Genomic DNA, 23767 nt, shown 5'->3' with positions numbered 1-23767 from the left:
GTTAAATTGCTTACAAAATCAATTCTATTGCATCCTCTGAGGTAACAACTTTGATTAAACGAATCGGCTATCTATTGGTTAGCATCGTGGTAATTGCGCTAGTGGCAATCGTTGCTTTGTTTGCCGCGATGCATACTCATTACGCAACGCCTATCGTCAATCAACTACTGGCCTCTACAGGACAAAAAATCAAGGTTGAACAAGCCACTTATCACGCTCCTTTAGAGCTATCTCTGCAAGGGGTGACGATTGGTCAAGAATCCGAAATCTATCTACCGAAAGTTAATGTGTGGTTGAGCTCTCGCTTACCTAGCAATAACAAGCTTCAACTCGATGCATTGGTTATCGAAGAGGCGAATCTCAATTTAAGCGACACCAGCCTATTGAGTCAGCTACCACTGGAAACAAAACAACTCGCTCTCAATTACAGCGATCTTAGTTGGGGAGAAATCTCTGCCCGCCAAGTGAAGCTGCAAATTACTCATCCGCAATGGCAAACCAAGCAAGCGATACCTTTTGGTGATATTCAGTTTTCCTCTGAACAAGTGTACTTACACGGCCAAGCACTCGACAACGTGCTATTTGATATCGATTACAAACCAACTAACAGTACCGTTTACGGCGCATCGTTTAACTGGAATGGCGCGCAGATTTCCGGTCAGGCAGAGCACTACCCCCAAGGATGGTCATTAATTAATGTCACCATCAAACAATTGAATTTCTCAGACGCTGACCAGCCACTCGATTGGCTTACCGAACTCAATCCCTCTGCTTGGATTCGTGACATCAACAGCCTTGATTTACTCAACTGCAATATCAACTATCAAGATCTCGAGTTACAAAATCTCGACCTCTCTTTAGAAAACTGGCAACTCACTCAAGGCTTATGGCAGCAATCGAATAGCTATCTCTCATTTGATGCTGATAGCATCGATTATCAGCAACAAAAATTTGTCGAGCCTTCCGCGACGCTCTATTTCAAACCAAATCAAATCGGCATTGCCGAACTTGATAGTGACTGGCAACAAGGTCGTATTCAACTGCAAGGGCGTTATTCACCACATCAAGTTGAGCTAAAAAATGTCTCTCTATCTGGGATAAAGTGGCTCGATATCAGTACTTCACAACTCACACAGCTGGAAGATTGGGGGCAAAGCCTTCAGCAAGTGGATATTGCACAGCTAGACATTAATAACGCACAAGCGATTCAGCTGGCTCAAAAACCATTTTGGCAAATTTCTGGACTCAACGCCCAAGGTAATGATTTGAGCTTAAAACACGATGGCCGCTGGGGCTTATGGCACGGCAAAGTTCAACTCACTGCCAACAGCGCCAGCTATAATAACTATCTGACTACTCAGGCGATTATAGAAATGAGTAATCAAAAACAAGTGTGGCAATTAGATCGACTGTTTTTACCGCTAGAAAGTGGTTATATCGAAGCGTCAGGACAATGGGATAAAAAACCGCTCAGTGCACCATGGAAACTGGACGTGACGATTGATGGCTTGCCATTACAGACTGAAATAGACACCCAACCTCAACCACTGCAAATGAAATGGGTGAGTGATATACATGCTCAGTTATCGGGTTTGGCGGGGGATTTTTCGATGTTGTCACATTCTCTGAGCGGCCAAGCTGAACTGACCTTGCGGGAAGGCTACCTCAGCTTAGGAGATACACAACACAAACCATCGTTCGAACAACCATTTTCGATTGATGATGTCACGCTAAATGCTGACCGTGGTCGAATTACCATTGATTCATCGGAGAATTCAGCGCCAACGCAACTGGCCGGTAAGATCGATTTGGCCAACAGAGCATTGACGACGTTGTTACTGCAAACTCAGCATAACTGTCAGCAGTTACAAACCGATTTAAGTGCAAAAGTATACCAACTCAGCGACATCTGCTCGCCATTACCTAAATCGCCGACACCTGAACCACAGCAAACTGAATCGAAGACGGTAGCCCCTGAAGTGGTGGTGAATCAAGACTCGACTGTCGAGCCTAGTAACTGATTATAGTTCGGTAACAACATATAGGTGCCAATAAACTCGACAGCTGCGCGGCTGCCACTATAGATGGTGACATGGATGACGATACGGGCTTTACGGCCATTGGCGAGACGGTCAAGATCACCACTAATGCCATCGAGAGAGCTTTGCGCGACGGGGTTTTGCATCACAGGGTGGCGATAACGAATACGACTATCTGCCAATACAATGTCGGCCTCTAAACCGCGTTCTTTAAGCAGCAGCCAAGTCATGCCCCAGCCGGTTAACGTTGCAAGGGTAAAAGCAGAACCCGCAAACATAGTATTGTGAGGATTGAGGTTGGGGTTGAGCTGCGCACTGCACTCAAACTGATAACCTGTATATTGGTTAATTTTGATGCCCATTTTGTCGGCAATCGGAATTTGCGCTTCCCAACGCTGTTGTAGCTCGGTACACCAATCGGGTTTACGCAGCACATTGGCGAGGGGGTCGAGTGGCTTCACCATTTGTTGGTGGCGGGTCGGGCCACGCTGATCGGTCAGTTCACCGCGACGTTCAAACCCATTTTTTTGATAAAAAGCAATTGCTTCTTCACGGGCGTTACACACCAGACGCTTCACCCCTTCTTGGCGTGCTAATGACTCTAGAGCCACTAAAATCAACGATCCCATGCCTTTGCTACGGCGATTACTTTTTACCGCCATAAAGCGAATTTGGCCTTCGTGATCTGGGGTCACATAGAGTCGCCCAATCGCCATGGGTCGTCCTCGACCATCGACAATCATGCGATGAAAGCTCATGCTGTCAAACTCATCACGCTCAGAGCCTAGTGGCATTCGCCATGGCTCACGCAGCATTTGCCAACGAAACTGATAATATTTGTTGAGCTGGTTTTCTGTTTCGGCGTGATCAGCTTGAACATAAAAATCCTTTTTTATTTACACCCATCTTTGGGTTTGGCAGCGCCATACTGCACAAGTTCCTATTTTATCGCCTGGCTCACAGCACCATGACTAGACTTGCAACCAAAAAGTCACCGGTCCGTCATTGACTAACGATACTTTCATATCGGCGGCAAAACGGCCACGCTCTGTCGGCAGTACTTGCTGACATTGGTCGGCAAAATAATCGTAAAGTCGCTCGGCATCTGTCGGATGCGCGCCACGGGAAAAGCCGGCACGAGTGCCCTTTTTGGTATCTGCAGGGAGAGTGAATTGCGAAACGACCAGAACTTTACCTTCGACCTCTTTGACATTGAGGTTCATTTTTCCCTCATGGTCAGAGAATACTCGATATGTCGTGACACGCTCCATTAAACGTTTGGCTTTGGCTTCATCATCGTCTTTTTCGACGCCCAAGAGCACCAAAAGACCATGCTCAATTTCACCCACAATCTCACCATCAACTCGAACGGCGGCTTCACTCACTCTTTGGATCAGAGCTATCACTTTGACTTCCTTCTTGATTACTCACTCGATATTCTGCTACCGAGTGTACCACTTCTGCTTGTCCGCTCCATTGCTCTTGTTCACCCAACGCAGCCGTTACTTCAGCACCCACCAGCACAATCAGCCAGCATAAGTAGACCCAGATAAACAGAATCGGAATCGTGGCCAAAGCACCATAAATCAGCTGGTAAGATGGAAACTGAGTAATGTACATAGCAAAGCCTTTTTTACTCAGCTCAAACAATACTGCCGCAACTATCGCACCTATCATTGCATGGCTAAGTTGCACTTTTTTGTTGGGAACCAGCATATACAAGCCGACAAAAGCCAAAAACGACAAAATTAATGGTAACCAACGTAACACCAAATCATAAGCCGTCGATAGCACCTGGTTATCCATCACCTTTAACGAGGTAACATAAGACGAGACGGCAATACTTGCCCCAACCAAAATCGGTCCGAGCGTCAAAATCATCCAATACATTGAAAAAGAAAACACCGCGCGGCGTTTCTTCTTCACTCGCCAAATGTAGTTGAGGTTTTTATCGATGTTAGAGATCAGCATCAACGCCGCGACGAACAAAAATGCGCCGCCCACGGCCGTCATTTTGCCGGTATTACTAATAAATTCGAGCAGTGCAGATTTGACGGCATCACCCGCAGTTGGCACAAAATGCGTGATCACGAAGTCTTGGATAACAGTGCCAACATCAGCAAACACTGAAAACGAAGAAAGCACTGACAACAACACGGTCAGCATTGGCACTATCGACAGCAAAGTAATGTAGGCAAGATAACCCGCATTGACGTTAATTCTGTCATGAGATGTACGCGTTAAGAGATAGCGCGCAAATTGAGTCACGGGCTTCACCACCGTCACTATTTTCAACTTGTATCTCTCTACCATCTGATTCATCCTAATTACTATTATTGATTGTCACTGGGACTGAAAAAATGCCTTATATCATCGCGATATTGATCGCCCTTACCAGCTTAACTGGCTGTGAATCCACTTACTATGCAGCGATGGAAAAAGTCGGCGTACATAAACGTGAAATCATGGTTGACCGAGTTGAAGAAGCCAAAGAGTCACAACAAGAGGCACAACAAGAGTTTACCAGTGCACTAGAAGCGCTGTCAGCCCTAACCAACTTTGACGGCGGCGAACTTGAAACCATGTACGAGCAAATCAATGATAAATATGAAGCGAGTGAAAGCGCAGCGCAAGAAGTAAGTGATCGTATTGACTCGATTGAAGATGTCTCTGAAGCGCTATTTGCTGAGTGGCAAGACGAGCTCGATCTCTATACCAATGCGTCGCTACGTCGTTCAAGTGAGCAAAAGTTACGTGAGACTCGTGCTTCTTACAACACCATGATCAAAGCAATGAAGCGTGCAGAACAGCGCATGACACCTGTGCTTAATGCTCTGCGTGACAATACTCTGTTCTTAAAACACAACCTTAACGCCAGCGCGATTGGCTCGCTTCAAGGTGAGTTTGTTAGCTTAGAGAACGAAATTGAACAGGCGATCAAGCAAATGAACCAAGCCATTAACGAGTCAGATAAGTTCCTCAATCAGTTGCAAGCCAAGTAATCACCTTTCTATTGAGGGCGCAATCGCGCTCTCAATAAACGCAGCCCGTTCTTCAAGCGTCCCCCAAGGCACTTCCACCACTTGATAACCCAACTGCTGGTAAATCGCCACCAACGCCTCATGAATCGCTAACGCCCCATCAAATGGATAAGGACGAACGTCATCTTGCACATAAATAGCTTGATGAGGGCGACAGAAAAAGACCTGAGAGTGATAACCAGAACTCGCCTCAGTAAACCGCGCATCAATATCCAATTCTGCTTGAGCTAAATAACCGCAAATATCAGGGATTGCGCGATCTAAAAACGCCACATTATGCAGCGATGCTTGTTGCTTTTGCTCGCTCATATGGGTCAAACATAAATCAGCAAAACCCGGTAAATCATTCCATGGCAAAATACCGTTTTCTATACTTGCTTGTTGCTCAATCAATCGACGAGAAACTTCATCAAAAGTCTGATACTCCTGCCCAGCTAATTGGTTAATTAAACTGGTTTTGCCCGCACCTGGCCCACCTGTAATAATGATCGGTAACATCTATTTTCCTTCCAAATACCGCGATGACGCAGATATAAAAAAGGCCCTGATAAGAATCAGAGCCTTTCCATAATCGACTAGCGACTAATTATTTTGCTTCGCGAGAAGCGCGCTTACGATCGTTCTCAGTAAGGTGTTTCTTACGGATACGGATGCTTGCTGGTGTTACTTCTACTAGTTCGTCATCGTCGATGAACTCAAGTGCTTGCTCTAGCGTGTATTTGATTGCTGGAGTTAGTACTTGCGCTTCATCTGTACCAGATGCACGTACGTTCGTTAGCTGTTTACCTTTTAGACAGTTTACTGTTAGGTCGTTAGAACGGTTGTGAATACCGATTACTTGACCTTCGTATACTTCGTCAGCGTGCTCTGTAAATAGACGACCGCGCTCTTGTAGGTTGAACAGTGCGTAAGTCAGTGCTTTACCAGTTGCGTTCGAAATTAGAACACCGTTGTTACGTTGACCGATAGTACCGCCTTTGTGTGGACCGTAGTGATCAAATGTATGGTAAAGAAGACCAGAACCAGAAGTCAGTGTCATGAACTCAGTTTGGAAACCAATTAGACCACGAGAAGGCATCATAAAGTCCATACGTACACGGCCTTTACCATCTGGAGACATGTCAGTCAGTTCGCCTTTACGCAGACCGATAGCTTCCATGATACCGCCTTGGTTTTCTTCCATAACGTCGATAGTTACAGTTTCAAACGGTTCTTCAAGGTTGCCGTTTTCATCACGCTTGATGATTACTTCTGGACGAGATACTGCTAGCTCAAAACCTTCACGACGCATGTTTTCGATCAGGATAGATAGGTGAAGCTCACCACGGCCTGAAACGCGGAAACGGTCTGGGTTATCAGTTTCTTCAACACGTAGTGCAACGTTGTGTACTAGCTCTTTTTGTAGACGCTCAAGGATGTTACGTGAAGTTACGAACTTACCTTCTTTACCTGCAAATGGAGACGTGTTTACTTGGAATGTCATCGTTACTGTTGGTTCATCAACAGATAGCGGAGTCATTGCTTCAACGCAGTTTACATCACAGATAGTGTCAGAGATCTTAAGTTCACCAAGACCTGTGATCGCAATGATATCACCAGCATTTGCTTGTTCGATATCGTGACGCTCAAGACCTAGGTAACCCATTACAGTACCTACTTTACCGTTACGTTTCTTACCATCAGCACTTACGATAGTGACTTGTTGGTTTGGACGTACAGTACCGCGAGTTACACGCGCAACACCGATAACACCTACGTATGAGCTGTAATCTAGCTGAGAGATTTGCATTTGTAGTGGACCGTCTAGGTCAACTTGAGGCGCTTCAACTTGGTCAACGATAGTTTGGAATAGTGGTTCCATGTTCTCGCCAGTTTCGCCTTCTTCTAGCGAAGCCCAACCGTTTAGTGCTGATGCGTAAACTACTTTAAAGTCTAGCTGTTCGTCAGTTGCACCTAGGTTGTCGAATAGGTCGAACACTTGGTCCATAACCCAATCAGGACGAGCGCCAGGACGGTCAATCTTGTTGATTACAACGATCGGTTTTAGACCGTGAGCAAATGCTTTTTGCGTAACGAAACGAGTTTGAGGCATTGGGCCGTCAACTGCGTCAACGATAAGTAGTACAGAGTCTACCATCGACATGATACGTTCTACTTCACCACCGAAGTCCGCGTGTCCCGGAGTATCTACGATGTTGATGCGGTAGTCATTCCAGTTGATTGCTGTGTTTTTAGCAAGGATGGTAATGCCACGCTCTTTCTCGATGTCGTTCGAGTCCATGACTCGCTCTTCAGCTTCACCGCGAGACTCTAGCGTACCTGATTGTTGAAGTAGCTTATCAACCAGTGTGGTTTTACCGTGGTCAACGTGCGCGATGATCGCGATATTTCTTAATTTATCAATCTGTGGAGTAGCCATGGATATGATTCACTTAATTAAATGAAATGCCCCTAATTGGGAACGGGTGCTCCCTAGCGACATTTTCTGATTAAAAAAACGGCCATAATGTACCAGATTTTGGCAAAAAACCTAGAAATATGTGATCTATCCCTGAGCTTTTCATCCATTCTGGTGACATTGGCTTGCGTTTTTCGTGTTGTACAACTCACTTCTTTATTAAGCATAGCTAAATTTGTTAATCATTTGCTGCATTTTTCAGCAAAGAAGAATCCATAGATCTCATTATTTACCGATCGTCATCGTTGACTTATTCGCCAATTAGCGGCTGAATGAGGAGTCTACTTTTGCTCCAACATTGTGCATTAATGCCAATTTGCACCAAATTTGTGCAACAAAGGATCAATGTGGTGCAAATGTATAACCCTATTTGAAAGCAAATAACGCAAACCAATGAAAATAAAAGTTTATTTTTGTTGGCACGGATTTAGCTTTAGGAAGAACAACACTTTAGTAGCTCAATTTTTCGATTACGCAAGTTGACGTTAAATAGGTAGAGCTAAGAACCGCTTTAATAACACTGGAGGTTATCCAAGATGTCAGTAGAAAACGTTTTATCGCTGATCCAAGAAAACGAAGTTAAGTTTGTCGACCTACGCTTTACTGATACAAAAGGTAAAGAGCAACACATCTCTATCCCTGCGCACCAAATCGACGCAGACTTCTTCGAAGAAGGTAAGATGTTTGACGGTTCTTCAGTGGCTGGCTGGAAAGGTATCAACGAATCAGATATGGTGATGATGCCTGACGCATCTTCAGCTGTTCTTGACCCATTTACAGAAGACGCAACACTCAATATTCGTTGTGACATTCTTGAGCCTGCAACAATGCAAGGTTACGACCGTGACCCTCGCTCTATCGCTAAACGTGCAGAAGACTACATGCGTGCGACTGGTATCGCAGACACTGTTCTTGTTGGTCCAGAGCCAGAATTCTTCCTATTTGATGATGTGAAGTTCTCTAACGATATGTCTGGTTCTTTCTTCAAGATTGACGACGTAGAAGCAGCATGGAACACAGGCGCAGAAATTGAAGGTGGTAACAAAGGTCACCGCCCAGGTGTTAAAGGTGGTTACTTCCCAGTTGCTCCGGTTGACTCATCTCAAGATATCCGTTCAGCGATGTGTTTGATCATGGAAGAAATGGGCCTCGTAGTAGAAGCGCACCACCATGAAGTGGCAACGGCGGGTCAAAACGAAATCGCAACTCGCTTCAACACGCTAACCACTAAAGCGGACGAAATCCAAATCTACAAATACGTGGTACACAACGTTGCACACGCATTTGGCAAAACAGCGACCTTCATGCCTAAACCACTTGTAGGCGATAACGGCAGCGGCATGCACGTTCACCAATCTCTAGCAAAAGACGGTGTTAACCTATTTGCTGGCGACAAGTACGGCGGTCTATCTGAAACTGCGCTTTACTACATTGGCGGTATCATCAAGCACGCTCGTGCTATCAACGCATTTGCAAACCCATCAACTAACTCTTACAAGCGTCTAGTTCCAGGGTTTGAAGCGCCAGTAATGCTAGCTTACTCAGCGCGTAACCGTTCTGCGTCTATCCGTATCCCAGTGGTACCAAGCCCGAAAGCACGTCGTATCGAAGCTCGCTTCCCAGATCCAGCAGCAAACCCATACCTAGCGTTTGCTTCTCTACTAATGGCTGGTCTTGACGGTATTAAGAACAAGATCCATCCAGGCGAAGCAATGGATAAAGACTTGTACGACCTACCAGCAGAAGAAGCAGCAGAGATTCCAAAAGTGGCTGAGTCTCTAGAAGTGGCTCTAAAAGCACTAGACGAAGATCGTGAGTTCTTAACTGCAGGCGGCGTATTCTCTGATGATTTCATCGATTCATACATCGCACTGAAATCTCAAGATGTAGAACGAGTGAACATGGCTGTTCACCCACTTGAGTTTGAACTTTACTACTCAGTGTAATAAGTTACATCAGAATCAGGCTCACCTCGCAGGTGGCCTTTTTATGCATGAAACCAAGATAGTTTTATATTAAACAATAGTTTCTGAACTATCCTGGAGGTGGTATGAGTAAACTAATTCTACTACTAATGTTGTGTTTTTTGGTCACCATGTCGAGCAGCGCCCAAACTATCTACACTTGGGTCGACAAACATGGTGTAGTACATTTTAGCGATACCCCAATTGATAACAACTCAACGGCATTAGAACTGCCTGACGTTGCAACCTCACCAGCACCAGAAGTGATAGCTGAGCCGCAACAACCAGAGCCATCAGTCGAAGAGCAAACTGAACTGAAAGATGAGGCACTCGACATTGCTGACGAACCTTTTTTCTCAGAGGCCATAGAGCCTTTGGAAATCCGTTTAGTTGAGCCAAAAAACGATGAAGTCATTCGCAGCAACAATGGTAACTTCATCGTCCGAGTTGATCTCAATCGAGATCTTACCGTCGGTGAGCAAATGCAATTATGGCTCAATGAAAAGCCCTACCATGCACCTCAACTTGACACTGAATGGGAGCTTAAGAATATAGACCGAGGCACCCATCGAATTCAGGTTCGAGCAACTGAAAGCGGCAAGCAAATTGCATCATCCCTCAGTATTATCGTGCATTTGAAGCGAGCTTCGGTACTCAACTAGTGAAATAGCTCGTTTCATGCGCCAAATTTGATTTCTCGAATGGAGAAATCATCATTCCTTCGCCATAATGCACCAAGATGGTGCGCCACATCTATTTGGCGAAGTAGGAATGGAGATCTGGGGTGAGTAACGAGCTAAACACAGCAATTTTAAACCATCAAGTCACAGCGATTCTGATCATGAATGAATCGCTGCAGATTCGCTATGCTAATCCCTCCGCAGAACAGTTGTTCTCGCAAAGTGCCAAGCGCTTAATCGACTCTCCACTGAGCCAACATATTCAACACGCTTCGCTCGATTTAGCGCTATTGTCTCAGCCTCTACAAAGCGGTCAAAGCATCACTGATAGTGACGTCACCTTTGTTGTCGATGGACGCCCTCTAATGCTCGAAGTAACGGTCAGTCCAATTACATGGCAAAAAGAATTACTGCTGCTGATCGAAATGCGCAAAATTGACCAACAACGTCGTTTATCACAAGAGCTCAATCAGCATGCCCAACAGCAAGCCGCCAAATTACTGGTGCGCGGACTAGCCCATGAAATTAAAAATCCACTTGGTGGTCTGCGCGGAGCAGCGCAGCTCCTCGAGCGCATGCTACCGGATCAATCCCTGACCGAATATACGCAAATCATTATTGAGCAAGCAGACCGACTTCGTTCGCTAGTAGATCGCTTACTCGGGCCACAAAAACCGGGCATTAAGAACTGCGAGAATTTGCACTTAATCCTTGAAAAGGTCCGTCAGTTGGTTGAACTCGATGTAGGCAACCAGATCATCATTGAACGAGATTATGATCCGAGTCTGCCCGATATCATGATGGATGCAGAACAGATACAACAAGCACTGCTCAATATCATTAGTAACGCTGGGCAAATTCTTTCTAAGCAAGAGCACGGGCAAATCACCATCCGCACCAGAACAGTGCATCAAGCCAATATCCATGGACAACGACATAAGCTGGCTGCGCGCATTGAAGTTATCGACAATGGCCCGGGTATTCCAAGCGAATTACAAGATACACTGTTTTATCCAATGGTCAGTGGGCGCGAAGGTGGTACCGGTCTAGGACTGTCGATTTCACAAAACTTAATCGATCAACACCATGGCAAAATCGATGTAGAAAGCTGGCCGGGTCATACCTGCTTCACCATCTATCTACCAATAAAATAAAAAAATGAAGGCTACGAGGAGTTATGTATGAGTAAAGGCAACGTTTGGGTCGTAGATGACGATAGTTCCATTCGCTGGGTAATGGAAAAGACACTTTCCTCTGCCAACATAAAATGCGATACCTTTACTGATGCAGAAAGCGTGCTATTGGCACTGGAGCGTGAAACGCCAGACGTCTTAATTTCAGATATTCGTATGCCAGGTATGAACGGGATTGAATTGCTCGCTCAAGTGACACAACTTGCGCCGGAACTGCCAGTGATTATTATGACGGCACACTCCGATCTCGATGCTGCCGTTAACGCTTACCAACAAGGTGCCTTTGAATATTTACCGAAACCATTTGATGTAGATGAGACATTAACGTTAGTCGAGCGAGCCATCGCTCACAATCAAGAGCAACGTCAACAGCAGGCGAAAAACGAACACCACCTAGAGCCTACGCCAGAAATCATTGGTGAAGCACCGGCGATGCAAGAAGTCTTTCGCGCTATAGGGCGGCTGTCTCGTTCATCCATCTCGGTTCTAATCAATGGCGAATCGGGTACCGGTAAAGAACTGGTAGCTCACGCTCTCCATCGCCACAGTCCTCGTGCCAAAAATCCCTTTATTGCACTGAATATGGCAGCGATACCTAAAGATTTAATCGAATCGGAATTATTCGGTCATGAAAAAGGCGCATTCACCGGAGCCAACAGTGTACGCCAAGGTCGCTTTGAACAAGCCAATGGTGGCACATTGTTTCTAGATGAAATTGGCGACATGCCTTTAGACATTCAAACTCGTTTATTACGAGTTCTTGCCGATGGCCAGTTCTATCGAGTCGGAGGACATTCTCCAATTCGAGTTGATGTACGAATCGTTGCTGCTACCCATCAAGATCTCGAGAAACTAGTGCATAAAGGTGATTTTCGTGAAGATTTATTCCATCGCCTTAATGTAATTCGTATTCATATTCCAGCGCTGCGAGAAAGACGACAAGACATCGAAAAACTGGCACTGCATTTCTTACAGTTAGCCTCAGAAGAGCTAGCGGTGGATGTTAAAACCTTGCATCCGAGCACCATAGAAACGCTATCAAAGTTAGAGTGGCCCGGAAACGTTCGTCAATTGGAAAATATCTGTCGCTGGCTTACCGTTATGGCAAGTGGTAGCGAAGTGTTACCAAATGATCTACCACACGAATTGCTTGAAACGAAAACTCACCAGAAGTTGTTAGGGGAGTCGACATGGCAAGAGCAGTTGACCACTTGGGCCAAGCAGGCATTAAATAACGGCAATACTGAGCTGTTAAACCAGGCGTTGCCTGAGTTTGAACGCATTTTGCTAGAGGTGGCGCTAGAGCACACGAACGGCCATAAACAAGATGCGGCGAAAGTATTAGGATGGGGGCGAAATACGTTAACCCGTAAATTGAAAGAGTTGTATTAGCTTTATATTCGACCTGAGTAATTCCTCAACACTTTTGGTTAACATGTAGCTTAAAGCAACAATATCTCGATGATAAGCACCGATCTTGAGCTGACACTCGATGATTTGCTTCATATACTTAGCTCAAGTCACAAAATTGAGCTAAGTATAATGATAACTAAAAATTTGCCCCTCACCGATCTACACCGCCACCTAGATGGGAACATTCGCACCCAGACCATTCTAGAATTAGGCCAAAAATTTGGCATCGCTTTACCTGCCAATGATATTTCAGGCTTAACCCCTCACGTACAAATTGTTGAAGCCGAGCCGTCATTAGTCGCCTTCCTGTCAAAACTTGATTGGGGCGTCGCTGTACTAGGTGACCTCGATGCTTGTCGTCGTGTCGCTTACGAAAACGTTGAAGATGCGCTTCGCGCACAAATCGACTACGCGGAATTACGCTTCTCTCCTTACTACATGGCAATGAAACATAACTTACCTGTCGCTGGTGTTGTAGAAGCAGTTGTCGATGGCGTTACAGCCGGTGTGCGTGATTTTGGTATTAAAGCCAATCTGATCGGAATTATGAGCCGCACGTTTGGCACTGATGCTTGCCAAAAAGAACTCGATGCAATTCTGAGCCAGAAAGACCGCATCGTTGCTGTAGACCTAGCAGGTGATGAATTAGGCCAACCAGGCGAACTATTTGTAAAACACTTTGCGCAAGTAAAGGATGCGGGCCTGAACGTCACTGTGCATGCGGGTGAAGCTGCAGGTGCACAAAGTATGTGGCAGGCGATTCAACAACTAGGCGCTACTCGTATCGGCCATGGGGTAAAAGCCATTCACGATCCAAAACTGATGGATTACCTTGCTGAAAACCAGATCGGCATTGAGTCATGCTTAACATCGAATGTACAAACTAGCACTGTCGACTCGTTAGCCAATCATCCGCTAAAACAGTTCTTAGAGCATGGTGTAATGGCGTGCATCAATACTGATGACCCAGCAGTAGAAGGTATTGAACTGCCACACGAATACGAAGTCGCAGCACCTCTAGCGGGTTTGACGCCAGCGCAGATTCGCCAGGCGCAGATCAATGGTTTGGACCTAGCTTTCATCTCAGAAGGTGAAAAACAAGCGTTAAAAGACAAAGTCGCCAATCGTTAATGGCAAATAAAGTCAGCCTTCAATACACAAAAGCCGATACTGAGTATCGGCTTTTTTATTGTGCTTCCTTTGTTCAGCTTATAGCTGCAAAGTTTAAGCGACAGGCTGTAGGTCAAATCGCTCTTGTGGCGCCACAATCTCATCTTGAGCAGCAATAGTTTGCAACTCCCACTCACCTAGCTCAAAAGTCTTCTTAACCACCGCATAGGCCGCTTCATTACAATGTTTGAAAGCCTCAGTCACTGGCCACTGTTTCATTAAGCCGGCAGTAAACAGAGACGAAATCAAATCACCAACACCCACCAACGATTTAGCAAAATCCAGCTGTGGGCGTTGAGCAATATAGCATTGGTCTTCAAACGCCAGCATCATAGTGAACTTATCTGATACCGAGTAAAGGTGCTTAACCAAGACAATCTTTGGTCCCATGGTGAGTGCTTTTTTACATGCTTTAACTGCGTCTTCCATACAGTTAATTTCCATACCTGCGAATTGGCTCAATTCAAACTGGTTTGGCACAATCACGTCCGCCATTGGCATTAAGGTGTTCAGCAGTTGCTCTGCAATACCGTCGCTAACAATACAGCCTTTATCTGGTGCACCCATTACTGGGTCGCAAACATACAGAGCTGCAGGGTTGTGTTGTTTTAACTGTTTAACGAGATCGACAATTGCGTGGCACTGCTCAACACTGCCTTGGTAACCAGAAACGACAGCATCACATTGTGCAAGCGCACCAATGTTAGCAAGGCCTTGCGTCAACTGCTCAATATCTGAAGCAGGGAAAGCATGACCAGTCCAGCCTTCTGCATACTGAGTATGATTAGAAAATTGAACCGTATGGATAGGAAACACTTCAAATCCCATACGTTGCATTGGAAAAACAGCAGAACTGTTGCCTGCATGACCATACACTACGTGGCTTTGAACCGAAATCACACCGCGCATACACAACCTCTTATATAAAAACACTGCCAACAAGCAGTCTAACAATCCATTTAATACATATATTTGAGTTTTAACGCGGATGTCTTGTTACGCAATCCTAACGCACTCATTAATGCACCTACAAAACGCTTCTACGAGAACGGAGTTCAATAGTCACATGATTAGATACATCGAGAAAAGATACAAAACTCAAAGTTTATATTGGGCATATAGCAAAAAGCCCGCTACTAAGTAGCGGGCTTTTTTAATAGTGGCGGAGAGATAGGGATTTGAACCCTAGATACGCTATTAACGTATGCCGGTTTTCAAGACCGGTGCTTTCAACCACTCAGCCATCTCTCCACAAATTGTTACTAAAATATAGTCTTACACTAATGATGCTAGATTCTAGTTTTACTCTTAGATTACATCTAAAAGTTTAATTAAAGCCTGGCGATGTCCTACTCTGGGAAGCCCACACTACCATCGGCGCTAATTCGTTTCACTTCTGAGTTCGGCATGGAATCAGGTGGGTCCAAATCGCTATGGTCGCCAAGCAAATTCTTTAATTCGGAAAGCTGTTTTCAGTTCTTACACATTCAATGTTCTAGTTTGAGTCCATCAAAACCCCTTGGGTGTTGTATGGTTAAGCCTCACGGGCAATTAGTATCAGTTAGCTCAATGCCTCACAGCACTTACACACCTGACCTATCAACGTCGTAGTCTCCGACAACCCTTTAGGATACTTAAAGTATCAGGAGAACTCATCTCAAGGCTCGCTTCCCGCTTAGATGCTTTCAGCGGTTATCGATTCCGAACTTAGCTACCGGGCAATGCGTCTGGCGACACAACCCGAACACCAGAGGTTCGTCCACTCCGGTCCTCTCGTACTAGGAGCAGCCCCTTTCAATTCTCCAACGCCCACGGCAGATAGGGACCGAACTGTCTCACGACGTTCTAAACCCAGCTCGCGTACCACTTTAAATGGCGAACAGCCATACCCTTGGGACCGACTTCAGCCCCAGGATGTGATGAGCCGACATCGAGGTGCCAAACACCGCCGTCGATATGAACTCTTGGGCGGTATCAGCCTGTTATCCCCGGAGTACCTTTTATCCGTTGAGCGATGGCCCTTCCATTCAGAACCACCGGATCACTATGACCTGCTTTCGCACCTGCTCGAACCGTCATTCTCGCAGTTAAGCGGGCTTATGCCATTGCACTAACCTCACGATGTCCAACCGTGATTAGCCCACCTTCGTGCTCCTCCGTTACTCTTTGGGAGGAGACCGCCCCAGTCAAACTACCACCAGGCACTGTCCGTAACCCCGATTAGGGGTCGACGTTAGAACATCAACACTACAGGGTGGTATTTCAAGGACGGCTCCACAAATACTGGCGTACTTGCTTCAAAGCCTCCACCTATCCTACACATGTAGGGTCAATGTTCAGTGCCAAGCTGTAGTAAAGGTTCACGGGGTCTTTCCGTCTAGCCGCGGGTACACTGCATCTTCACAGCGATTTCAATTTCACTGAGTCTCGGGTGGAGACAGCGTGGCCATCATTACGCCATTCGTGCAGGTCGGAACTTACCCGACAAGGAATTTCGCTACCTTAGGACCGTTATAGTTACGGCCGCCGTTTACCGGGCTTCGATCAAGAGCTTCGACCGAAGTCTAACCCCATCAATTAACCTTCCGGCACCGGGCAGGCGTCACACCGTATACGTCATCTTACGATTTTGCACAGTGCTGTGTTTTAATAAACAGTTGCAGCCACCTGGTATCTGCGACTCTCAATAGCTCCATCCGCGAGGGACTTCACCGTCAAGAGCGTACCTTCTCCCGAAGTTACGGTACCATTTTGCCTAGTTCCTTCACCCGAGTTCTCTCAAGCGCCTTGGTATTCTCTACCCGACCACCTGTGTCGGTTTGGGGTACGATTCCTTACAATCTGAAGCTTAGAGGCTTTTCCTGGAAGCATGGCATCAATGACTTCACTACCGTAGTAGCTCGACGTCGTGTCTCAGCCTTAAAAAGAGCCGGATTTACCTAACTCTTAAGCCTACGCACTTGAACCTGGACAACCGTCGCCAGGCCCACCTAGCCTTCTCCGTCCCCCCATCGCAATTGTAAGAAGTACGGGAATATTAACCCGTTTCCCATCGACTACGCCTTTCGGCCTCGCCAGGGTCGACTTACCCTGCCCGATTAACGTTGGACAGGAACCCTTGGTCTTCCGGCGAGGTTTTCACCCCTTTATCGTTACTCATGTCAGCATTCGCACTTCTGATACCTCCAGCATGCTTTACAACACACCTTCAACGGCTTACAGAACGCTCCCCTACCCAATAACTAAAAGTTATTGCCGCAGCTTCGGTTTATAGCTTAGCCCCGTTACATCTTCCGCGCAGGCCGACTCGACTAGTGAGCTATTACGCTTTCTTTAAATGATGGCTGCTTCTAAGCCAACATCCTAGCTGTCTAAGCCTTCCCACATCGTTTCCCACTTAGCTATAATTTGGGACCTTAGCTGGCGGTCTGGGTTGTTTCCCTCTCCGACGGACGTTAGCACCCGTGTGTCTCCCGGATAGTACTTACTGGTATTCGGGTTTGCAAGGGTTGGTAAGTCGGGATGACCCCTAGCCTTAACAGTGCTCTACCCCAGTAGTATTCGTCCGAGGCGCTACCTAAATAGGCCAGGGAGAGCTATCTTTTCAACATTAGTCGGTTCGGTCCTCCAGTTGATGTTACTCAACCTTCAACCTGCCCATGGCTAGATCACCTGGTTTCGGGTCTATATCCAGAGACTGAACGCCCAGTTAAGACTCGGTTTCCCTACGGCTCCCCTAGATGGTTAACCTTGCCACTGAATATAAGTCGCTGACCCATTATACAAAAGGTACGCAGTCACAGGACAAAGCCTGCTCCTACTGCTTGTACGTACACGGTTTCAGGTTCTATTTCACTCCCCTCACAGGGGTTCTTTTCGCCTTTCCCTCACGGTACTGGTTCACTATCGGTCAGTCAGTAGTATTTAGCCTTGGAGGATGGTCCCCCCATATTCAGACAGGATAACACGTGTCCCGCCCTACTCGATTTCACTGAACACACATCGTCAACTACGGGACTATCACCCTGTATCGTCGGACTTTCCAGACCGTTCGTCTAACGCGTGTAAAGCTTAAGGGCTAGTCCAATTTCGCTCGCCGCTACTTTCGGAATCTCGGTTGATTTCTTTTCCTCGGGGTACTTAGATGTTTCAGTTCCCCCGGTTCGCCTCGTTACGCTATGTATTCACGTAACGATACTTATGTGGGTTTCCCCATTCGGAAATCCCAGACTCAAGTGGCTTTACTGCCTAATCTGGGCTTATCGCAAGTTAATACGTCCTTCATCGCCTCTGACTGCCAAGGCATCCACCGTGTACGCTTAGTCACTTAACCATACAACCCGAAGGAGTTTCGAGTTGATAATCAAATCACCAAAGTTGTCTGCAATTTTATACATGATGCAGACTCGATTTTGCCGGACTCAAATTCCAAGAACACTTGAATGTGTTTTAGTTGTATTCATAAATGAATACTTTGAGAACTTTACAAACAACAATAAATTGTTGTTTTGTCAGCTTTCAAATTGTTAAAGAGCTTGTTTCTTCGAAACATTTTTAAAGACTTTCAAAACCTAACCAGTACATTTCTATGGTTTGGAATTCCTATCCAAAAATTCTTAGAGAATGGTGGGCGATACCGGGCTCGAACCAGTGACCCCCTGCTTGTAAGGCAGGTGCTCTCCCAACTGAGCTAAGCCCCATAGTTTAATCTTGTGAAGAATGGTGGGTCGTGCAGGATTCGAACCTGACCAATTGATTAGTCAACTGCTCACCAACTGAGCTCGACCCAATGGTATCCCGTAGGTCGAACTGTTACCGCTGAAAGGGCTGTCAACCTCTAGACGAACGGACTGATTTGAAGATTTTGGGAAATCTTCATTCTCTTACTTTATAAACCATCAATCTGTGTGGACACTCATCACGATAATCATCGTATAAGGGTGATCCAGCGCCAGGTTCCCCTAGCGCTACCTTGTTACGACTTCACCCCAGTCATGAACCACAAAGTGGTGAGCGTCCTCGAAGGTTAAACTACCCACTTCTTTTGCAGCCCACTCCCATGGTGTGACGGGCGGTGTGTACAAGGCCCGGGAACGTATTCACCGTGGCATTCTGATCCACGATTACTAGCGATTCCGACTTCATGGAGTCGAGTTGCAGACTCCAATCCGGACTACGACGTACTTTTTGGGATTCGCTCACTCTCGCGAGTTGGCAGCCCTCTGTATACGCCATTGTAGCACGTGTAGCCCTACTCGTAAGGGCCATGATGACTTGACGTCGTCCCCACCTTCCTCCGGTTTATCACCGGCAGTCTCCCTGGGTTCCCGACATTACTCGCTGGCAAACAAGGATAAGGGTTGCGCTCGTTGCGGGACTTAACCCAACATTTCACAACACGAGCTGACGACAGCCATGCAGCACCTGTCTCATAGTTCCCGAAGGCACCAAAGCATCTCTGCTAAGTTCTATGGATGTCAAGAGTAGGTAAGGTTCTTCGCGTTGCATCGAATTAAACCACATGCTCCACCGCTTGTGCGGGCCCCCGTCAATTCATTTGAGTTTTAATCTTGCGACCGTACTCCCCAGGCGGTCTACTTAACGCGTTAGCTCCGAAAGCCACGGCTCAAGGCCACAACCTCCAAGTAGACATCGTTTACGGCGTGGACTACCAGGGTATCTAATCCTGTTTGCTCCCCACGCTTTCGCATCTGAGTGTCAGTATCTGTCCAGGGGGCCGCCTTCGCCACCGGTATTCCTTCAGATCTCTACGCATTTCACCGCTACACCTGAAATTCTACCCCCTACAGTACTCTAGTCAGCCAGTTTCAAATGCAATTCCGAGGTTGAGCCCCGGCTTTCACATCTGACTTAACTAACCACCTGCATGCGCTTTACGCCCAGTAATTCCGATTAACGCTCGCACCCTCCGTATTACCGCGGCTGCTGGCACGGAGTTAGCCGGTGCTTCTTCTGTCGCTAACGTCAAATCCATACGCTATTAACGCATGAACCTTCCTCACGACTGAAAGTACTTTACAACCCGAAGGCCTTCTTCATACACGCGGCATGGCTGCATCAGGCTTGCGCCCATTGTGCAATATTCCCCACTGCTGCCTCCCGTAGGAGTCTGGACCGTGTCTCAGTTCCAGTGTGGCTGATCATCCTCTCAGACCAGCTAGGGATCGTCGCCTTGGTGAGCCCTTACCTCACCAACTAGCTAATCCCACCTAGGCATATCCTGACGCGAGGCCCGAAGGTCCCCCTTTGGCCCGTAGGCATCATGCGGTATTAGCCATCGTTTCCAATGGTTATCCCCACATCAGGGCAATTTCCTAGGCATTACTCACCCGTCCGCCGCTCGCCGCCCAACAAATCCCCCGAAGGTTCAATGTTGTCGCTGCCGCTCGACTTGCATGTGTTAGGCCTGCCGCCAGCGTTCAATCTGAGCCATGATCAAACTCTTCAATTTAAGATTTTGTGACTCAATGAATACTGATTACATTACATAGTAATGTTGAATTGACTGTGCCGATACTAGTATCGAATTGGTCACTCAGTTCATTGAAATCAATTTGAAGCCTAAGCTTCTAATTGGATTATCATCAACGAGTGCCCACAGATTGATAGGTTTATATTGTTAAAGAGCTTTGCTTTCAATGCCTTAGCATCTCAGCGAGGTGCGTATAATACGCTTCCCACTTTGAAAGTCAACATAAAATTCTAAGTTTTCTTAAAACTTTATGGTGACTTGCTTGTTAAATAAGCAAGTGCGAAATAAAGCCTGGCGATGTCCTACTCTCACATGGGGAAGCCCCACACTACCATCGGCGCTAATTCGTTTCACTTCTGAGTTCGGCATGGAATCAGGTGGGTCCAAATCGCTATGGTCGCCAAGCGAATTCTTTAATTCGGAAAGCTGTTTTCAGTTCTTACACATTCAATGTTCTAGTTTGAGTCCATCAAAACCCCTTGGGTGTTGTATGGTTAAGCCTCACGGGCAATTAGTATCAGTTAGCTCAATGCCTCACAGCACTTACACACCTGACCTATCAACGTCGTAGTCTCCGACAACCCTTTAGGATACTTAAAGTATCAGGGAGAACTCATCTCAAGGCTCGCTTCCCGCTTAGATGCTTTCAGCGGTTATCGATTCCGAACTTAGCTACCGGGCAATGCGTCTGGCGACACAACCCGAACACCAGAGGTTCGTCCACGGTCCTCTCGTACTAGGAGCAGCCCTTTCAATTCTCCAACGCCCACGGCAGATAGGGACCGAACTGTCTCACGACGTTCTAAACCCAGCTCGCGTACCACTTTAAATGGCGAACAGCCATACCCTTGGGACCGACTTCAGCCCCAGGATGTGATGAGCCGACATCGAGGTGCCAAACACCGCCGTCGATATGAACTCTTGGGCGGTATCAGCCTGTTATCCCCGGGTACCTTTATCCGTTGAGCGATGGCCCTTCCATTCAGAACCACCGGATCACTATGACCTGCTTTCCTGCTCGAACCGTCATTCTCGCAGTTAAGCGGGCTTATGCCATTGCACTAACCTCACGATGTCCAACCGTGATTAGCCCACCTTCGTGCTCCTCCGTTACTCTTTGGGGAGACCGCCCCAGTCAAACTACCCACCAGGCACTGTCCGTAACCCCGATTAGGGGTCGACGTTAGAACATCAACACTACAAGGGTGGTATTTCAAGGACGGCTCCACAAATACTGGCGTACTTGCTTCAAAGCCTCCCACCTATCCCACATGTAGGGTCAATGTTCAGTGCCAAGCTGCAGTAAAGGTTCACGGGGTCTTTCCGTCTAGCCGCGGGTACACTGCATCTTCACAGCGATTTCAATTTCACTGAGTCTCGGGTGGAGACAGCGTGGCCATCATTACGCCATTCGTGCAGGTCGGAACTTACCCGACAAGGAATTTCGCTACCTTAGGACCGTTATAGTTACGGCCGCCGTTTACCGGGGCTTCGATCAAGAGCTTCGACCGAAGTCTAACCCCATCAATTAACCTTCCGGCACCGGGCAGGCGTCACACCGTATACGTCATCTTACGATTTTGCACAGTGCTGTGTTTTTAATAAACAGTTGCAGCCACCTGGTATCTGCGACTCTCAATAGCTCCATCCGCGAGGGACTTCACCGTCAAGAGCGTACCTTCTCCCGAAGTTACGGTACCATTTTGCCTAGTTCCTTCACCCGAGTTCTCTCAAGCGCCTTGGTATTCTCTACCCGACCACCTGTGTCGGTTTGGGGTGATTCCTTACAATCTGAAGCTTAGAGGCTTTTCCTGGAAGCATGGCATCAATGACTTCACTACCGTAGTAGCTCGACGTCGTGTCTCAGCCTTAAAAGAGCCGGATTTACCTAACTCTTAAGCCTACGCACTTGAACCTGGACAACCGTCGCCAGGCCCACCTAGCCTTCTCCGTCCCCATCGCAATTGTAAGAAGTACGGGAATATTAACCCGTTTCCCATCGACTACGCCTTTCGGCCTCGCCTTAGGGTCGACTTACCTGCCCCGATTAACGTTGGACAGGAACCCTTGGTCTTCCGGCGAGGAGGTTTTCACCCCTTTATCGTTACTCATGTCAGCATTCGCACTTCTGATACCTCCAGCATGCTTTACAACACACCTTCAACGGCTTACAGAACGCTCCCTACCCAATAACTAAAAGTTATTGCCGCAGCTTCGGTTTATAGCTTAGCCCGTTACATCTTCCGCGCAGGCCGACTCGACTAGTGAGCTATTACGCTTTCTTTAAATGATGGCTGCTTCTAAGCCAACATCCTAGCTGTCTAAGCCTTCCCACATCGTTTCCCACTTAGCTATAATTTGGGACCTTAGCTGGCGGTCTGGGTTGTTTCCCCTCCACGACGGAGCACCCGCCGTGTGTCTCCCGGATAGTACTTACTGGTATTCGGGTTTGCAAAGGGTTGGTAAGTCGGGATGACCCTAGCCTTAACAGTGCTCTACCCCAGTAGTATTCGTCCGAGGCGCTACCTAAATAGCTTTCGGGAGAACCAGCTATCTCCAGGTTTGATTGGCCTTTCACCTAGCCACAAGTCATCCGCTAATTTTTCAACATTAGTCGGTTCGGTCCTCCAGTTGATGTTACTCAACCTTCAACCTGCCCATGGCTAGATCCTGGTTTCGGGTCTATATCCAGAGACTGAACGCCCAGTTAAGACTCGGTTTCCCTACGGCTCCCTAGATGGTTAACCTTGCCACTGAATATAAGTCGCTGACCCATTATACAAAGGTACGCAGTCACAGGACAAAGCCTGCTCCTACTGCTTGTACGTACACGGTTTCAGGTTCTATTTCACCTCACAGGGTTCTTTTCGCCTTTCCCTCACGGTACTGGTTCACTATCGGTCAGTCAGTAGGTTTAGCCTTGGAGGATGGTCCCCCATATTCAGACAGGATAACACGTTTCTGCCCTACTTGAACTTCACTGAACGTCACATCGTATCTACGGGACTTTCACCCCACGCGGACTTTCCAGACCTTCGTCTAACGCTTTGTAAAGCTTTCGGTTGATGTCCATTCTTTCACTTAACTTTCGGTTTCTCGGTTCGATTTCTGTTTCAGGGACTTAAATTCAGTTCCCTTGAATGTGTTTTTACGTTGTATTCATAAATGTACTTTGAGAACTTTGAAACAACAATAAATTATTGTTTTGTCAGCTTTCCAAATTGAAGGCTAGTTTCTTCACTAGGAAGTACTTTTTAAAGACTGGGGCAAAATCTAACCACGTACATTTCAGTGGTTTTGATTCTATCAAAAATTC

The 23767-nt window shown here is 46.8% G+C and carries 12 protein-coding genes, 3 tRNA genes, 5 rRNA genes and 1 pseudogene; 7 read left to right on the top strand and 14 right to left on the bottom strand.

What is annotated here, in order from left to right:
* Positions 1-50 precede the first annotated feature (50 nt).
* Complete coding sequence (locus Vt282_RS00380) at positions 51-2021, top strand: AsmA family protein (RefSeq protein ID WP_162062275.1); 1971 nt, start codon at positions 51-53, stop codon at positions 2019-2021.
* On the opposite strand, the pseudogene Vt282_RS00375 reads toward Vt282_RS00380, so the two are convergent.
* The 3 genes and pseudogenes from Vt282_RS00375 to Vt282_RS00365 form a co-directional block, all read right to left on the bottom strand.
* A pseudogene (locus Vt282_RS00375) lies at positions 1991-2919 on the bottom strand (bifunctional GNAT family N-acetyltransferase/hotdog fold thioesterase). The gene Vt282_RS00380 and the pseudogene Vt282_RS00375 sit on opposite strands and share 31 nt — an antisense overlap.
* A 91-nt stretch (positions 2920-3010) precedes the next feature.
* Positions 3011-3445, bottom strand: coding sequence for a D-aminoacyl-tRNA deacylase (gene dtd, locus Vt282_RS00370; protein WP_162047447.1), 435 nt, complete (start codon positions 3443-3445; stop codon positions 3011-3013).
* Positions 3417-4361, bottom strand: a complete 945-nt coding sequence (locus tag Vt282_RS00365; RefSeq protein ID WP_162047448.1) for a virulence factor BrkB family protein — start codon at positions 4359-4361, stop codon at positions 3417-3419. The genes dtd and Vt282_RS00365 overlap by 29 nt, the downstream gene beginning before the upstream one ends.
* Positions 4362-4399: 38 nt before the next feature.
* Here Vt282_RS00365 and Vt282_RS00360 point away from each other — a divergent pair, with 38 nt between their 5' ends.
* Positions 4400-5041, top strand: a complete 642-nt coding sequence (locus Vt282_RS00360) for a DUF2959 domain-containing protein (protein ID WP_162062274.1) — start codon at positions 4400-4402, stop codon at positions 5039-5041.
* Here the strand turns inward: Vt282_RS00360 and Vt282_RS00355 are convergent, their stop codons facing one another.
* Both Vt282_RS00355 and typA read right to left on the bottom strand, forming a co-directional pair.
* On the bottom strand, positions 5042-5578 hold the full coding sequence (locus Vt282_RS00355; protein ID WP_162062273.1) for an AAA family ATPase: 537 nt from the start codon (positions 5576-5578) through the stop codon (positions 5042-5044).
* Positions 5579-5666: 88 nt separating this feature from the next.
* A complete protein-coding gene (typA, locus tag Vt282_RS00350; protein ID WP_162047451.1) occupies positions 5667-7499 on the bottom strand; it encodes a translational GTPase TypA in 1833 nt (610 codons plus the stop codon).
* A 575-nt stretch (positions 7500-8074) separates the two neighbouring features.
* Between typA and glnA the strand changes: the two genes are divergently transcribed.
* From glnA to add, 5 genes are all read left to right on the top strand, one after another.
* The gene (gene glnA, locus Vt282_RS00345) at positions 8075-9484 is read left to right on the top strand and encodes a glutamate--ammonia ligase (RefSeq protein ID WP_162047452.1); all 1410 of its coding nucleotides are present in this window, start codon (positions 8075-8077) and stop codon (positions 9482-9484) included.
* Positions 9485-9588: 104 nt separating this feature from the next.
* A complete protein-coding gene (locus Vt282_RS00340; protein WP_162062272.1) occupies positions 9589-10164 on the top strand; it encodes a DUF4124 domain-containing protein in 576 nt (191 codons plus the stop codon).
* Positions 10165-10286: 122 nt separating this feature from the next.
* Positions 10287-11336, top strand: a complete 1050-nt coding sequence (glnL, locus tag Vt282_RS00335; protein WP_162047454.1) for a nitrogen regulation protein NR(II) — start codon at positions 10287-10289, stop codon at positions 11334-11336.
* Between the two features lie 27 nt (positions 11337-11363).
* Positions 11364-12767 carry a nitrogen regulation protein NR(I) gene (gene glnG, locus Vt282_RS00330; protein ID WP_162062271.1) on the top strand — a complete coding sequence of 468 codons (1404 nt, stop codon included), beginning with the start codon at positions 11364-11366 and terminating at the stop codon, positions 12765-12767.
* 150 nt (positions 12768-12917) lie between these two features.
* Positions 12918-13919 (top strand): adenosine deaminase, encoded by a 1002-nt coding sequence (gene add, locus Vt282_RS00325; RefSeq protein ID WP_162062270.1) that lies wholly within the window; start codon positions 12918-12920, stop codon positions 13917-13919.
* Positions 13920-14012: 93 nt separating this feature from the next.
* Here add and pdxY read toward each other — a convergent pair whose 3' ends face one another.
* The 9 genes from pdxY to Vt282_RS00280 all read right to left on the bottom strand — a co-directional run bounded on the left by pdxY (position 14013) and on the right by Vt282_RS00280 (position 23752).
* Complete coding sequence (gene pdxY / locus Vt282_RS00320) at positions 14013-14867, bottom strand: pyridoxal kinase PdxY (protein ID WP_162047457.1); 855 nt, start codon at positions 14865-14867, stop codon at positions 14013-14015.
* 251 nt (positions 14868-15118) lie between these two features.
* A tRNA-Ser gene (locus Vt282_RS00315) sits at positions 15119-15209 on the bottom strand.
* Positions 15210-15294: 85 nt separating this feature from the next.
* Positions 15295-15403, bottom strand: a 5S ribosomal RNA gene (rrf, locus tag Vt282_RS00310).
* Positions 15404-15488: 85 nt separating this feature from the next.
* A 23S ribosomal RNA gene (locus Vt282_RS00305) occupies positions 15489-18291 on the bottom strand.
* Between the two features lie 291 nt (positions 18292-18582).
* Positions 18583-18656, bottom strand: a tRNA-Val gene (locus tag Vt282_RS00300).
* 22 nt (positions 18657-18678) lie between these two features.
* Positions 18679-18746: transfer RNA gene (locus tag Vt282_RS00295), tRNA-OTHER, on the bottom strand.
* 145 nt (positions 18747-18891) lie between these two features.
* Positions 18892-20430, bottom strand: a 16S ribosomal RNA gene (locus Vt282_RS00290).
* 310 nt (positions 20431-20740) lie between these two features.
* Positions 20741-20856, bottom strand: a 5S ribosomal RNA gene (gene rrf / locus Vt282_RS00285).
* A gap of 88 nt (positions 20857-20944) precedes the next feature.
* Positions 20945-23752, bottom strand: a 23S ribosomal RNA gene (locus Vt282_RS00280).
* The 16S, 23S and 5S rRNA genes sit together here with 3 tRNA genes alongside, the layout of an rRNA operon.
* Positions 23753-23767: the final 15 nt, after the last annotated feature.

The organism is Vibrio taketomensis (assembly GCF_009938165.1).
Lineage (GTDB): Bacteria > Pseudomonadota > Gammaproteobacteria > Enterobacterales > Vibrionaceae > Vibrio > Vibrio taketomensis.
Note: the sequence above shows the minus strand (reverse complement) of the source record. Positions and strands in the feature narration are given on the sequence as shown.

Bases quoted from the DNA above. Each gene is read 5' to 3' on its own strand.
- Vt282_RS00365 (WP_162047448.1), bottom strand. From the start codon at position 4,361: ATGAATCAGATGGTAGAGAGATACAAGTTGAAAATAGTGACGGTGGTG.
- Vt282_RS00360 (WP_162062274.1), top strand. From the start codon at position 4,400: ATGCCTTATATCATCGCGATATTGATCGCCCTTACCAGCTTAACTGGC.
- Vt282_RS00355 (WP_162062273.1), bottom strand. From the start codon at position 5,578: ATGTTACCGATCATTATTACAGGTGGGCCAGGTGCGGGCAAAACCAGT.
- typA (WP_162047451.1), bottom strand. From the start codon at position 7,499: ATGGCTACTCCACAGATTGATAAATTAAGAAATATCGCGATCATCGCG.
- glnA (WP_162047452.1), top strand. From the start codon at position 8,075: ATGTCAGTAGAAAACGTTTTATCGCTGATCCAAGAAAACGAAGTTAAG.
- Vt282_RS00340 (WP_162062272.1), top strand. From the start codon at position 9,589: ATGAGTAAACTAATTCTACTACTAATGTTGTGTTTTTTGGTCACCATG.
- glnG (WP_162062271.1), top strand. From the start codon at position 11,364: ATGAGTAAAGGCAACGTTTGGGTCGTAGATGACGATAGTTCCATTCGC.
- add (WP_162062270.1), top strand. From the start codon at position 12,918: ATGATAACTAAAAATTTGCCCCTCACCGATCTACACCGCCACCTAGAT.
- pdxY (WP_162047457.1), bottom strand. From the start codon at position 14,867: ATGCGCGGTGTGATTTCGGTTCAAAGCCACGTAGTGTATGGTCATGCA.